The sequence below is a fragment of the Pseudomonas sp. Eth.TT006 genome (assembly GCF_054456575.1).
Map to the genome: position 1 here is coordinate 494,357 of NZ_JBTJEN010000002.1, position 13,636 is coordinate 507,992.

Here is a 13,636-nt window from a genome sequence, read left to right on the forward strand (position 1 = left end):
AGGAAAGCCATGACTGACCTCATTCTCGCTGGCAGCAAAGGTGGCGCCGCCAAGCCGCGCCCCTCCGTGGAAGCGCCAGACAGCCTGCAAAGCACGGCTTACGCTCGTATCCTCGATCTCGTCAGCGAAGGCGAGATTGTCGGTCTGAAAAACCATACTCAATCGGTGTTTCTGGACGAAACGCCGCTTGCCAACGACGACGGTAGCCTGAACTTCAACGGCGTGACGCTCGACGTTCGTACCGGTAGCCAGGACCAGGCGTACATCCCGGGTTTCCCTGCGGTGGAAAACGAAACGGCTGCGGCTGTCGAATTGCGCGGCGATCAACCTTGGACCAAGGCCTTCACCAATCTGCAACTGTCCGCCGTGCGGATTCGCCTGGCGGTGTCGCGTCTGGCACAGACCAATACCAGCAATGGCGACACTAACGGCTATACGGTCAAGTACGCCATTGACCTGTCTACCGATGGCGGTGCCTTCGTCGAGGTGTTGGCATCTGCTTTCAGCGGCAAGACCAGCAGTAAGTACGAGCGTTCGCACCGCATCGATCTGCCGACGGCCAAAAGCGGCTGGACTATACGGGTGCGTCGTTTGACCCCCAACTCCACCAGCGGCGCTATCGCCGACACCACCAGTGTCGAGTCGAGCACCGAGGTGATCGACGCCAAGTTGCGCTATCCCGGTTCGGCGATCATTGGCCTGCAATTCGACGCGTCGCAGTTCCAGTCCATCCCGTCGCGCTCTTTTGAACTGCTGGGTCGGATCATTCGAGTGCCGAGTAACTACGATCCACAGAGTCGCCTCTACTCGGGCGTCTGGGACGGCATGTTCAAATCGGCATGGACCGATAACCCGGCGTGGATTTACTACGATCTTCTGCTGCATCCGCGCTATGGCCTGGGGCATTTGCTCAATGCCGGCCAGGTCGATAAATGGGAGCTGTATCGCATCGGCCAGTACTGCGATCAGCCTGTTCCCGATGGCAAGGGCGGCACCGAGCCGCGCTTTACCTGCAACCTTTACCTTTCGGCGCGCGCCGATGCGTTGAAGGTACTGCAAGACCTGGCCACGACGTTCCGGGGTATGGCGTATTGGGGCGCAGGTTCAGTCATGGCAGTGGCCGACATGCCGGAGGACCCGGTCTACACCTACTCCAATGGCAATGTCATCGACGGCAAATTCATCTACGGCGGGTCGGCGAAAAAGACCCGGTTCAGCGTGGCGCTGGTCAGTTGGAACGACCCTTCGGACTTCTACCGGCAGAAGGTCGAGTATGTCGACGACCCGGACGGCATCGCCCGTTACGGTGTCCAGCAGACAGAAATCAGCGCCACCGGTTGTACCTCTCAGGCGCAGGCACAGCGAATCGGCAAGTGGGCACTGCTGACCAATCGCATGGAAACCGAAAGCGTCACCTTCGCAGTGGGGCTTGATGGCACGCTGGCGCGCCCGGGGCAGATCATCCGGGTGGCCGACAACGATCGCGCCGGGCGTCGAATCGGCGGACGCCTGCGTGATGCAACGCTTGATGTGCTGACCCTCGACGCGCAGGTCACCGCCACAACGGGTGACACCATCACGCTGGTCATGCCAACTGGCAAAGCTGTATCTCGCTCAATCAAGTCAGTAGACATCAGCGGCGACGTTCAGCGTGTGCTGCTGACCCAGCCCTTGAGTGAACTGCCACCGGCCCAGTCGATGTGGGCGATCGATTCGCCCAATCTGGCTACGCAGCAATTTCGCGTAATGTCGATTGCCGAAGATTTCACCGACAACGAAATCAAGTACAGCATCAGTGCCGTCAAGCATGTGCCGAGCAAATTCGGCGCCATCGACAACGGTTCCCGCATCGAGCGGCCGCCGATCACCGTCATCCCGCCAGGCGTCCAGGCGCCGCCGGGCTCGGTCACCGTCAGTAACAACCACTTCATTGATCAGGGCAGTGCAGTCGGCGTCATGACCATTGAATGGACGCGTCCGGCCAATGCCATCGCCTACGAAGTCCACTGGCGCAAGAACGACAGCGAATGGGTTTTCGCCGGCCGTACCGGTGGTACGTCGATGGAAGTACGCGGCATCTATGCCGGGCGGTACGTGGCCAAGGTTCGGGCAATCAATGCGCTGGACATCGGTTCGATCTATGCAACTTCGGTGGAAACCCAGCTTTCCGGTAAAACCACGCCACCACCTTCGGTGACCATGCTCAAGGCCGAAAGCCTGTTGTTCGGTATCGGCCTGAAATGGGAATTCCCTGTGGGTGCCGAAGACACTCAGCGCACTGAGATCTGGCATGGACCGACTCCGAATCTGGACGCCGCCAAGAAGCTGGCGGATCTGGCTTATCCGCAAAGTGATTACACGATGCAGAGCCTGTTGGCTGGCACGTCGTTTTTCTTCTGGGCTCGGCTGGTTGATCGCACGGGCAATATAGGCCCGTGGTATCCCACCGGGAATGGGGTGCTTGGTCAGGCCAGTTCCGAGGCCGGGCCGATTCTCGAAATGCTCGCGGGAAAGGTTTCGCAAACCGAGTTGGGTAAAGACCTGCTAACCGAGATCGAGAAAATTCCGAGCTTGCAGAGTCAGATCGATTCGCTGGAAGAAGGTTATGACGCAACCCGAACCTACGCCAAATACGCGATCGTGCGTCAGGGCGATCGACTGTATCAGGCCAAAGGCCCGGTACCGGCCAATCTGCCACCGCCGGATGCCACTTATTGGACGGACGTAGGGCAATCGGTCGAGACCGCCAATGGACTGGTTCAACAGGTCGGGACCAACACCGCCGATATCAGCAAGATTGATGGAGCGATGACCGCCCAGGCCGCTGCATTCCAGGCACTGCGAGCAGCCTCCCGCGACGACAACGGGGAAGGTGAACTGGCGGATGCCCTCAAAGGCTGGACGAGTACGGCGGCCATTGCTACGGAAAGTTCTGTACGTTCGACTCAGAACGAGGCAACCGCACAGCGCTTGACTACGGTAGAGGTCACTACTGGCCAGAACACGGCCACGATCACATCGCTCGACAAGGCCGTGACGACCGCCAATGCTGCAACGGCCATGAAAATCGATCAGTTAAATGCGTCGATCGGGCAGAACAGCGCGGCAGTCCAGCAAGCGACGACAGCTCTGGCGGACACCAACGGCAAGCTGTCGACGCTCTGGTCGGTGAAAATGGATACCACGGCGGGCGGCCAGAAATACGCCGCGTCCTTTGGTTTGGGGCTTCAGGTTGATCCATCCGGTGTTTCTTCGCAGTTTGTGGTGCGGGCGGATACGTTCAGTCTGTTGAATTTGAACAATGGAACGCCGGTCTCACCATTCACCGTCTCGGGTGGTGCTACCTATATCAATTCTGCCTTTATCCAGAACGGTACGATCACTAACGCGAAAATCGGCAACGTCATTCAATCTACAGCTTTAGCCAACAATGGCACTCCCATCTGGACGCTGGACAAAGGGGGACGCTGGACGGTGGTTGATCAGGCGGGGACGGTTCGAGTCGAAATGGGGATGCTGTCGTCATGACTTTTGGATTTCGAACGTTCGACGAGAATGGAAAAATGACTATTGATGTGACGGATCGCGCCTTGAGAGTTATTCACTCAATGCCCGTCAAGTTCGCCGATTCAGGAACTTTTGCCCTGCCTGGCTTCAATGCCGGCAATGCAACTGCCTACGTGGTCGGAAACGAAGTCAATAAACGTCCGGTATGGGCATTCATGCGCGATGGCTATGTCGAGTGGGGCTACTACGGTTGGTGGAGAAACGATTTCCACACGGCCGGGACGCTCTATGTGGTGGCCAAATCATGAGTGATTTTGGTTTATTGGTACGCAATGCCGGAGGGGCAACCATCATCGACAGCAAGTTCCACAATCTCGGAATTTTGCTGGAGCAGAATATAGATGTCAGTACGACAGCTGTCTTTAACTTGCCTTTCCCCTATCCGATAACTTCGGCGGCTCCACCTATCCTGGCCGTTAAAGCCTGGAATAATCCGATGTTGTTTTACGACAGCGTCCAGTATCTGGGGGGGCCAGGCAACTGGACCGGCGCGGTTCTGGCATTCAACGGTAATGGGGGGCACACAACGCAGAATATTGCCATACGCGTTTATGCTTACAACCTCCGCTCCACCAGTGGTTACGGTATGCGTGTACGCAACGAAAGGGGTGAAGTGGTATTTGATTCCCTGCTCCGGCCTCCGGTATTCGAAAGAGAGCTGGGTGGCGATCCTGCGGATTGGATACAGGTGTCCGGACAACAGATCGCCGGTGCTGCACGTATGGATATCTATCGTCCAGCGTCATGGATTTCCAGTGGCAACACTTATCTGGCAGTCGGTATGGCGCTGGATGTGGAACTCGGTCAAGTGGCGGTCAATGGCGCGACGGTCAATGCGATTACCTATATTCGCTGGGGATTTGCGGTCAATGGCGAACCACGATTGATGCTGGATTCGCGCACCGGGTTTAGTACAAATTATCCGGGTATTCCAAAGGCTATTTACTATTCCATGCCGGCCATTCCGATCATCAAGGAATAATTGATCTTTTTCGACATTTTAATGTGCCTACAACTTTCGTTCTAATTGATAGTTGTTGCATTCGGAGCTCTTTCTATTTTTTGGAGTTTATATGCCCTGGTATAAGACCGGAACAGTTTCTGTCGTCCAGAATTCAACAGCCGTCGTTGGAAATGGCACTGCTTTCATAGCCAACAGTCGTGTGGGTGATGCCTTCCGAGGCCCTGATGGGGGATGGTACGAAGTCGTCAACATTGCCAGTGATACGGCTATTTCTATCTCGCCCGAATATCGGGGGAGCACCGGCAGCGGTGTGTATACGCTGGCTCCCATGCAGGGGTACGTCAAGGACTCTGCCGACCAACTGCGCACGGTTGTCAATCAGCATGGAGCAAAGCTGGCTGCGCTGGGCGCCACCGCCAACTTCGATGTGCTGCCAGTATCCAGAGGCGGAACCAGCAGCACAACGCCAGCCGCCGCCCGGGCAGCTTTGGAACTCGGCAGTGCCGCGTCAGCGAACCTGCAAGCCAGTCCGAGTGATGCAACCCCTGGTCGAGTGATGCAAGTCGGCGCTTTTGGCATTGGCGGTGATACGCCGGTGTTCTACGGAAGCATTGACGACCAGTCGGCGGTACCAGCGGGCCGTTGTTTCGTTGTCAACACCAGCGGCGGGGTCAAGCCCCCAAGCGCCAGTTACGGCCTGTTGGACACCATCATGGTCGTGGGGCAGCCGGTCCATCAGATCTGGCACGAAGTCAACGGAATCGCATCCGGCGGCACCCTGCGTACCTGGGAGCGTGATCAATACGGTACGGGGGTGTTTGGCCCGTGGCGCATGGTTTACCGGCAGAACAACATTATCGGAGCCGTGACCGGGGCGGGTGCCCCTACGGGTGCGATCATCGAGCGTGGCGCCAATGCCAATGGCGAATACACCAAGTATGCCGACGGAACCCTGATCTGCTGGAAGGCAATCACGACGAATTCGACGGGCACCTATGCGGCGGGCGCGCTGTTTGGCAGCGATGCATATGGGCCGGGTGCATTTCCCTCGGCTTACGTATCGGTGCCGATGGTGGCATCGGGAGCAACACGGGGAGTCAACTCGGATTGTGTCCTGGCCAGTGCCTTCAATCCGCCGACGCTAAACAGCTGGGGCGCATGGCGCGCAATGGCAATTTCCAACGCAGCCGTGGCTGCTCAAATCAACCTGATCGCAATCGGGCGGTGGTACTAATGAAGATCATTTTGTCGCCGCAGCGCAGAGAGGATTCTCTGGTGCTGCGCAAGCTTGGGGATCAACTCACCGTCAACGGTGAACTGTTTGATTTCTCACGTCTGGGAGACGGAGACACGCTTCCTGAGGGGGCGATTCAATCCGAGTGGTTTGTCGGAGATGTGACCCGGGAGCAAGGCGAGCTGACGCTTCGTCTGTTGCTGCCGATTCCTGCTCACTACAGTCCGGCGCAAGCGTTTCCCGAGGACCTTGTCAAGGTACCGGATGGAGAGGTGGCATTGCCACCACCGTTGTCGCAACCGGAGGCAGGCGTATGAATATCGACTGGTCGCAACTGATCACCCGTGACATGAAAGAAGCTGCTGCCACTGTTGCGCGATTGAACGAAGCGCACGCGCTGCTCACTGACCGGAACGAGGCGGCTGCCGCACAGATTTCGCGTATTCAGGATCGTGTCGAAACCTTGGGTTACGGCATTGACGCTGGCGCCGCGACGCCTCAGGACGAGGCGGAACAACGGGCATTGATGGAGGGGCTCAAAGCCTGGAAAGCCTACAAATTCACCCTCGGCAATGTGCCCCGTCAGGCCGGTTGGCCAGCGTCGCCGGCATGGCCCGTGCAGCCGGCCATTCCAGAGATTTCCGCAGTGCCGGAACATGCCGGCGATGCAACGGCATGAGTCCTCGCAGCCTGTGATCCCCGCCCCCAGAGGCGGTTTTTTTTACTCAGAAAACAAGGACGACGCCATGCCATGGCTAAGAGCAGGTACGGTCAATGTCACGAGTAACTCGCCAGCGGTCATCGGTGTCAATGTTGATTTCGTGAGCAATGCCCGGATAGGCGATGCCTTCGTCGGGCCGGACGGCCGGCAATATGAAGTGAGCAATATCGTAGGCCCGGCGATGTTGTCGATCACGCCGGCCTATCAGGGCGCAACGGTAACCGGTGCGGCCTATTCGATCATGCCGGTGCAGGGCTATCCCAAGGCGCTGGCTGATGCATTCAACAACCTGAATGTTCAATACGGCCCGAAGCTGGCGGCCATGGGGGAGGCGAGTAGTTTTGATGTCCTGCCTCTGCGAAATGGCGGTACCGGCGCGACCGATGTCGTTGCCGCTCGCCAGGCGCTGGGGCTGGGGGCCGTCGCCACTGATGCGATTGTTCCGATCGTGCGTGGTGGCACCGGAGGCACAACCCAGGCAGCGGCCAGGTCTGGCCTTGGCCTGGGGAGCGCGGCCGTCGCCTCGCTGGTGGGAACGGTCAGTCAAGTCGGGGGTGTTGCCACGGGCGCTGTGATTGAGCGTGGCTCGAACGCCAACGGGGAATACGTCAAGTTTGCCGACGGTACGTTGATTTGCACCCTCTTCAATAAGGGGGCGGTCGCGTTCAACAACACGTCCAACATAGGTTTCATTTGGACGTATCCAATGGCCTTCGTGGCGCCGGGTTTTGTGACCGGCAATCTGGTAGGCGTTTTGGGTGTGGTGAAACAAGTGACGTCCGTTGGCGCCTATAGCAGAACCAACACCTTCGCCAGCGTCTGTGTTTTCAGTCTCGGGCAGTTCGCGGAGGCCGACGTTTCGATGGTCTCCTTTGACTGTCTCGCGATCGGACGCTGGTTCTAGCGACTGCTCCTACTCGGTACTTTCATCATGAAAATGACTCCCCTGATCGCGCAGCTGCGCGATCAGTGCCCGACCTTGGGCTATCGAATCGCAGCCGGGATTGACCTGGCAACACTGCAAGCTGACAACCCGCTGCAAACACCATGTGCCTACGTCGTGCCGCTGGCTGACATAGCCAGCGCCAGCACCGCACAGAACTCCGCCAGCCAACCGATCCGCGACCGCTTCGAAATCGTCCTCGCGCTTGACGCCACTGACGGCACAAAAGCGCTGGATCTGTTGCACGACCTGCGCGCCGAACTGTGGCGCGCACTGGTCGGTTTCAAACCCGATTCCCACTACAGCGCCATCGTTTATGACGGCGGCGAAATGGTCTCGATCAACAGCAGCCGCGCCTTCTACCGGCTGCGCTTTTTTGCCGAGTTCCAGCTCGGCCGCAATCTGCCGAGTCAGCCTGCGGAGAGTTGGCACGAACGTGAACTGGACGCTTTGTCGTCCTTTACCGGGGCCACCGTGCGGGTCGATGCGATCGACCCGGCGGACCCCAACCTGAAATACCCGGGCCCAGACGGGCGCGTGGAACTGACTTTCTCTGGAGACGTAACCCCATGAGCAATCGCATCACCGTACTGCCGGCCGCTGGCCGTGCCGTGCCTGACCCGGAAGCGGGCGATCTGCTGCCCAAGGAAGGCCGTGAAGTGCTGGACAGCGCCTGGTGGCGCCGGCGTCTGGCCGACGGCGATATCACACTCAAAACCGCAAAAGCGGCTAAACCACAGGGAGCCAAATAATGGCGATCGGATTCAGCAACATCCCCGCGGACATTCGTGTACCGCTGTTCTATGCCGAAATGGACAACTCGGCCGCCAATAGCGCGAGCTCGACCCTGCGTCGGCTGATCGTCGCTCAGGTCAACGACAACATCGCCCCGACTGAAGTCGGCAAACTGGTGCTGGTCTCCAGCGTGGCGCTGGCGAAAAGCATCGGTGGTCAGGGCTCGATGCTCGCCTCGATGTACGAGACGTTCCGCAAGGCCGACCCGATCGGCGAGATCTGGTGCCTGCCGCTGCACAACACTGAAGGCGCCATCGCCAAAGGCGTGCTGACCCTGACCGGCACCGCGACTCAGGCGGGCGTGCTCAACCTGTACGTCGGTGGTGTGCGGGTGCAGGCCACCGTGGTCAACGGTGCTACCGCTGCGCAAGCGGCCACTGCGCTGGCGCAGAAAATCAACGCAAGCGCCGATCTGCCGGTCAGCGCTGCGGCTGCCGAAGGTGTGGTCACCCTGAACGCCAAATGGACGGGCGACAGCGGTAACGACATCAGCCTGCAATTCAATCGCCTGGGCAAGAGCAACGGCGAAGAAACCCCGGCCGGTTTGACCACCGCGATCACCGCCATGACCGGCGGCGCCGGCGTGCCGGATCAGGTCGCTGCGGTTGCCGCACTGGGCGACGAGCCGTTCGAATTCATCGCATTGCCATGGTCGGATCTGTCGACCCTCAACACCTGGCAAGCAGTGATGGATGACAGCACCGGTCGCTGGTCCTGGGCCAAGCAACTGTTCGGTCACGTCTACAGCGCCAAACGCGGCACCGTCGGCACACTGGTTGCCGCCGGCCAGGCGCGTAACGATCAGCACATGACCATTCAGGCGCTGGAGTTGGGCGTGCCGCAACCCGTCTGGGTCCAGGCGGCAGCCCTGGCTGCGCGCACTGCGGTGTTCATCTCCGCCGACGCCAGCCGTCCGACCCAGAGCGGCAGCCTGCCGGGCGTTGATCCAGCGCCGGCGAGCGAGCGTTTCACCCTGACCGAGCGTCAGTCGCTGCTCAACTACGGCATCGCCACGGCCTACTACGAAGGCGGTTATGTGCGCATCCAGCGTTCGATCACCACCTACCAGAAGAACGCTTACGGTCAGGCCGACAACTCCTATCTGGACAGCGAAACCATGCACCAGTCGGCGTTCATCGTGCGTCGTCTGCAAAGCGTGATCACCAGCAAATACGGGCGCCACAAACTGGCCTCCGACGGCACCCGTTTCGGCGCCGGTCAGCCGATCGTGACGCCGGCGACCATTCGCGGCGAGCTGATTGCGCAGTACGCCAAGCTGGAACTGGAAGGCCACGTGGAGAACGCCGAGCTGTTCGCCGAGCACCTGATCGTCGAGCGCGACGTGCAGGACCCGAGCCGCGTGAACGTGCTGTTCCCGCCGGATTACATCAACGGTCTGCGCGTGTTCGCACTGCTCAACCAATTCCGTCTGCAATACGACGACGCGGCCTGATAGCCGCGTTTGACGTGAAGCATTCAGCCCACCTCGCGTGGGCTTTTTATTTGAAGGGAGTAACACCATGGGTCAAGTGATTGCAGGCACCTGCTACGTCAAAGTCGACGGTGCACAACTGACTATCAACGGCGGCTGCGAAGCCCCGCTGATGGCCGTCAAACGCGAAACCGTCGTACCGGGTTTCTACAAGGAAACCGACGTCGCGCCGTCGTTCAAAGTGACCGCGCTGCACACCGCCGACTTCCCGCTGAAGAAACTGATCGAAGGCACCGACATCACCGTCACTTGCGAATTCAGCAACGGCAAAGTTTACGTGCTGGCCGGCGCCTATCTGGTCGAAGAGCCGGTTTCCAAGGGCGATGACGCCACCATCGAACTGAAATTCGAAGGCATCAAGGGGACCTGGCAATGAGCGGCGCCGTGAAGCTTCAGGTTGCGATCGAAGCTCACGGCGAGCCCCTGACCGAACTCGTCCTGCGCCGTCCGACGGTGCAGGAAGTGCGAGCGATCAAGGCGCTGCCGTACAAGATCGACAAGAGCGAAGAAGTCAGCCTCGACATGGACGTGGCGGCCAAATACATCGCCGTGTGCGCCGGTATTCCACCGTCGTCGGTCAACCAGCTCGATCTGGCTGACCTCAATGCGCTGAGCTGGGCCGTTGCGAGTTTTTTCATGAGTGCGGCGTCGGAGCCATCACCGACCTGATCGCAGTCGCCTATGACCTGGCCTGGTTCTGGAAGGTTGACCCCGAACAGATGATGGCCAGGCCACTGGATGTGCTCCGCGAATCGCTGGAGCACGCGCAACGGATCAATGCGATGCAGCAGGTGCAGTGATGGCAGACGAAAACAATGCAGCAAAACCGGTGCTGATCACGGGCATCGATGAACTGTCACCCAAGCTCGGCGCGCTGGCCAGGCGAGTCGAAAGTTTCAGGAAAAACCTCGAACAGGTCGGCCTCGACAAGATCGACATCAGTGGCCTGTTCAAGGGCGGCAGCGTGGTCACACCGTTCGTGGATGGAATCAAATCGGCGGCAGCCTTCCAGGGCAAACTGGCCGAGGTCGGCGAAGCGGCGAAAGCCGTCGACCTGCCCGAGACCCCGAAAGCCGCTGTGCAAAACCTCAACGTCTTTGGTGATGCGATGGCGAAAGTGTCAGCGTCCGTGGATGCGGCACTGGTGCCTGCGGTCGGCGCACTGGTGGTCGGCCTCGAGCCGATGCTGACCCAGGTTGGCAGTCTGCTTGCCGACAACCCGCAACTGGTCGAAGGACTGGCGGCGGGGGCTATTGCCTTCTCGGCGATGCAGACCGCCATCACCGGCGCGACGCAAGTCATGGACGTGATGAGCATGGTGCTCAAGACCAACCCGGTCATGCTGATCGCCATGGGCATTGCCGTGGCGGCAGGTTTGATCATCGCCAACTGGACACCGATTTCCGCGTTCTTCACCGGCCTCTGGCAAGGCGTGAAAGACGCCGCGGCCAGCACCATGGCGCTGCTGCGTTCGGTGCTCGACTGGCGACCGCTGGAAGCACTGGCTGCCTTGTGGCAGCCGGTGACCGGGTTTTTCTCGGGAATATGGGACAAGGTCAAAGCGGTCACCGCACCGGTGATCGACTTCTTCAAGGCGGTGTTCTCGTGGTCGCCGGCGGGCATGATCATGGATAACTGGGCACCGCTGACCGGGCTGTTCTCGGCAATCTGGGAACTGCTCAAGGCGTTGAGCGTGCCGCTGGTGTCGTTTCTCAAGGGACTGTTCGACTGGACGCCGTTGGGCATGATCATCAAGAACTGGGGGGCGATCAGCGGGTTTTTCGCTTCGATCTGGGCCGCCATGCAACCTGCGGCGCAGGCGATCAAGGATTTTCTCGGCCGGCTGTTCGACTTCTCGCCGATGCAAATGATCGTCAGCGCCTGGGGCGCGGTACTGACGTTTTTCGCGCCGCTGTGGGCGCAGTTGCAAGCGGCGGGGCAGGTGGTCAAAGATTTCTTCGTCACGCTGTTCGACTATTCGCCGTTGGGCATGATCGTCAACAACTGGGGCAGCCTCGTCGCGTTTTTCGAACCGATCTGGGCCGCGCTGCAAGCATCGGCGCAGCAAGTCAAAGGCTTCTTCCAGAGCCTGTTCGAATGGTCGCCGCTGGAACAGATCGCGATGTACTGGCAGCCGATCAGCGAGGTGTTTTCCGCGCTGTGGGGCGTGGTGCAGGCCTTGGCCGCGCCAGTGCTGGAGTTTCTGCACACCCTGTTCGAGTGGACGCCGTTGGGGCAGATCATCAAGAACTGGGGGCCGATCACCGAGTGGTTCGGCGAGTTGTGGCAAAAGCTGCAAACCGTCATCGCGCCGATCAAGGAATTGTTCGACGGTGGTTTCGCCGGATTGATTGCCAAGGTCACCGGCAAGGTCGAAACCCTGACCAAGGCGCAGCTGCAAACCAACGCCGAAGGCAAGGGTGAACTGGCGCCAGCGTTCTTTGGCGCGAGCCCGACACCTGCGGCCAACGGTGCATTGCAGGGCAGTTCGCTCCCACAAACCTCCAGCAACCTTATCCAGCAAAGCGCGGCCAACAACCGTACGCAACTCGAAGGCGGCCTGACCGTGCGCTTTGAAAATGCGCCGGCGGGGCTGCGTACCGATCAACCGCAAACCAATCAGCCGGGCCTGGCCGTGTCGTCGCGCATCGGCTATCGCTCGCTGTCCATGGGAGGTGCTCAATGAATTGGCGTGACCGTTTGTTGCCGGCATCGTTTCGCGGTGTCGGGTTCTGGATCGATCAGGCGAAAACCCCGGTCGGACGCAAAGGTCAGTTGCACGAGTATCCGCAACGCGACCTGCCGTATTTCGAGGATCTCGGCCAGCAGGCCAAGACCCACGATCTGACGGCGTTCATCATCGGCGCCGATTGCCTGGAGCAGCGCGACAAGCTGCTCAAGGCACTGGAGCAGGGCAGTGGCGAGCTGGTGCATCCGTGGCTCGGACGCCTGCAGGTCAAGGTCGGCGAATGCGACATGACCCACACCCGCCAGGACGGCGGGCTGGTGACGTTCAGTCTGAAGTTCTATCCGGACAAGCCGTTGCCGTTTCCGACCGCGACGGTCAGTACGCAAAAAGTCCTGCTGGCCAAGGCCGACACGCTGTTGGGTTCGGCGGTGGCGCGCTTCGAGCAGGCGATGACTTTGATCAAGGCGGCGCGGATCGGCATTGCCAATCTGCGCAACAGCCTGACCGGGGTGTATGAGGTGATCAAGGAGCAGCTCAAACCGCTGATTGAGCAGTACCGGCAGATCACCGAACTGGTCAAAGCCGTGAAGGAGTTGCCCAAGGAAGTGGCGGCCGAGTTCAAGGGCTTGCTCGGCGATATCAAGGAGCTGAAGGCCTTTGCGAAGGAGGGCTACCGTGGCGTGATTGCCGACGTCTCCCAACAACTCGAAGCTATCCGCAAGGCCGACGCGCCGAAGATCACTACGGGCAAGGACACCAACGCCGCGGCGCAAGCCATGGCCGATCTGGTGCAGGACACGATGCTGGTCAAAGTCGCGCAATGGGTGGCATCGATGCCGGTCGCGACCTCGGCGGTGAAGCTGCCGTCGATTCCTTCGGTGGCGCATCAGGCGGATCAACCGGTGACCCGTCAGGAAGTGCCGGTGACCGAGGAAATGAAAGCGCTGCAGAAGGCCGTCAGTGTGGCCATTGATCCGATGCTGGACAAGGCCGACCCCAAGCATCACCAGGCTATCAACGATGTGAAGGAAGCGCTGATAGCGCATCTCAAGGCCGTGGCGTCTTCCGGGGTGCGACAGGTCACCAAGTCCTTCCAGGAAAGCTATCCCGCGCTGGTAGTGGCCTACAAGCAGTTTGGCGATGCGACGCGGGTGAACGAAGTGACTCAGCGCAATGGCATCACCCATCCGGGGTTCTCGCCAAACGACGTGAAAGTGTCCAGGGAGTAAGC

14 protein-coding genes are annotated in these 13,636 nt (G+C 59.7%); all 14 read left to right on the forward strand.

Going from position 1 to position 13,636, the window contains the following annotated elements:
- Nucleotides 1-9 precede the first annotated feature (9 nt).
- The 14 genes from ACXR0M_RS05425 (at nt 10) to ACXR0M_RS05490 (ending at nt 13,634) form a co-directional block, all read left to right on the forward strand.
- Nucleotides 10-3,528: a TipJ family phage tail tip protein gene (locus ACXR0M_RS05425; RefSeq protein ID WP_458830620.1), complete on the forward strand. Its 3,519-nt coding sequence runs from the start codon at nt 10-12 to the stop codon at nt 3,526-3,528.
- Complete coding sequence (locus tag ACXR0M_RS05430) at nt 3,525-3,815, forward strand: hypothetical protein (RefSeq protein ID WP_458830622.1); 291 nt, start codon at nt 3,525-3,527, stop codon at nt 3,813-3,815. The genes ACXR0M_RS05425 and ACXR0M_RS05430 overlap by 4 nt, the downstream gene beginning before the upstream one ends.
- Nucleotides 3,812-4,549, forward strand: coding sequence for a hypothetical protein (locus ACXR0M_RS05435; protein ID WP_458830624.1), 738 nt, complete (start codon nt 3,812-3,814; stop codon nt 4,547-4,549). Before ACXR0M_RS05430 ends, ACXR0M_RS05435 begins: the two co-directional genes overlap by 4 nt.
- A 91-nt stretch (nt 4,550-4,640) precedes the next feature.
- Nucleotides 4,641-5,765, forward strand: a complete 1,125-nt coding sequence (locus tag ACXR0M_RS05440; RefSeq protein WP_458830626.1) for a hypothetical protein — start codon at nt 4,641-4,643, stop codon at nt 5,763-5,765.
- Complete coding sequence (locus ACXR0M_RS05445) at nt 5,765-6,082, forward strand: hypothetical protein (protein ID WP_458830628.1); 318 nt, start codon at nt 5,765-5,767, stop codon at nt 6,080-6,082. Before ACXR0M_RS05440 ends, ACXR0M_RS05445 begins: the two co-directional genes overlap by 1 nt.
- A complete protein-coding gene (locus ACXR0M_RS05450; protein ID WP_458830630.1) occupies nt 6,079-6,444 on the forward strand; it encodes a tail fiber assembly protein in 366 nt (121 codons plus the stop codon). Before ACXR0M_RS05445 ends, ACXR0M_RS05450 begins: the two co-directional genes overlap by 4 nt.
- Before the next feature lie 67 nt (nt 6,445-6,511).
- Complete coding sequence (locus tag ACXR0M_RS05455) at nt 6,512-7,390, forward strand: hypothetical protein (protein WP_458830632.1); 879 nt, start codon at nt 6,512-6,514, stop codon at nt 7,388-7,390.
- Nucleotides 7,391-7,417: 27 nt separating this feature from the next.
- Nucleotides 7,418-8,002, forward strand: a complete 585-nt coding sequence (locus ACXR0M_RS05460) for a phage tail terminator protein (protein ID WP_458830634.1) — start codon at nt 7,418-7,420, stop codon at nt 8,000-8,002.
- On the forward strand, nt 7,999-8,181 hold the full coding sequence (locus ACXR0M_RS05465; protein WP_041072263.1) for a DUF2635 domain-containing protein: 183 nt from the start codon (nt 7,999-8,001) through the stop codon (nt 8,179-8,181). The genes ACXR0M_RS05460 and ACXR0M_RS05465 overlap by 4 nt, the downstream gene beginning before the upstream one ends.
- The gene (locus tag ACXR0M_RS05470; protein WP_458830635.1) at nt 8,181-9,677 is read left to right on the forward strand and encodes a phage tail sheath subtilisin-like domain-containing protein; all 1,497 of its coding nucleotides are present in this window, start codon (nt 8,181-8,183) and stop codon (nt 9,675-9,677) included. Before ACXR0M_RS05465 ends, ACXR0M_RS05470 begins: the two co-directional genes overlap by 1 nt.
- A gap of 67 nt (nt 9,678-9,744) precedes the next feature.
- Nucleotides 9,745-10,092, forward strand: coding sequence for a phage tail tube protein (locus ACXR0M_RS05475; protein ID WP_007964335.1), 348 nt, complete (start codon nt 9,745-9,747; stop codon nt 10,090-10,092).
- Nucleotides 10,089-10,385 carry a phage tail assembly protein gene (locus tag ACXR0M_RS05480; RefSeq protein ID WP_003222226.1) on the forward strand — a complete coding sequence of 99 codons (297 nt, stop codon included), beginning with the start codon at nt 10,089-10,091 and terminating at the stop codon, nt 10,383-10,385. Before ACXR0M_RS05475 ends, ACXR0M_RS05480 begins: the two co-directional genes overlap by 4 nt.
- A gap of 130 nt (nt 10,386-10,515) precedes the next feature.
- Nucleotides 10,516-12,402, forward strand: a complete 1,887-nt coding sequence (locus tag ACXR0M_RS05485; RefSeq protein ID WP_458830637.1) for a phage tail protein — start codon at nt 10,516-10,518, stop codon at nt 12,400-12,402.
- Nucleotides 12,399-13,634 (forward strand): DNA circularization protein, encoded by a 1,236-nt coding sequence (locus tag ACXR0M_RS05490; protein WP_458830638.1) that lies wholly within the window; start codon nt 12,399-12,401, stop codon nt 13,632-13,634. Before ACXR0M_RS05485 ends, ACXR0M_RS05490 begins: the two co-directional genes overlap by 4 nt.
- The last annotated feature ends 2 nt before the right edge of the window (nt 13,635-13,636 follow it).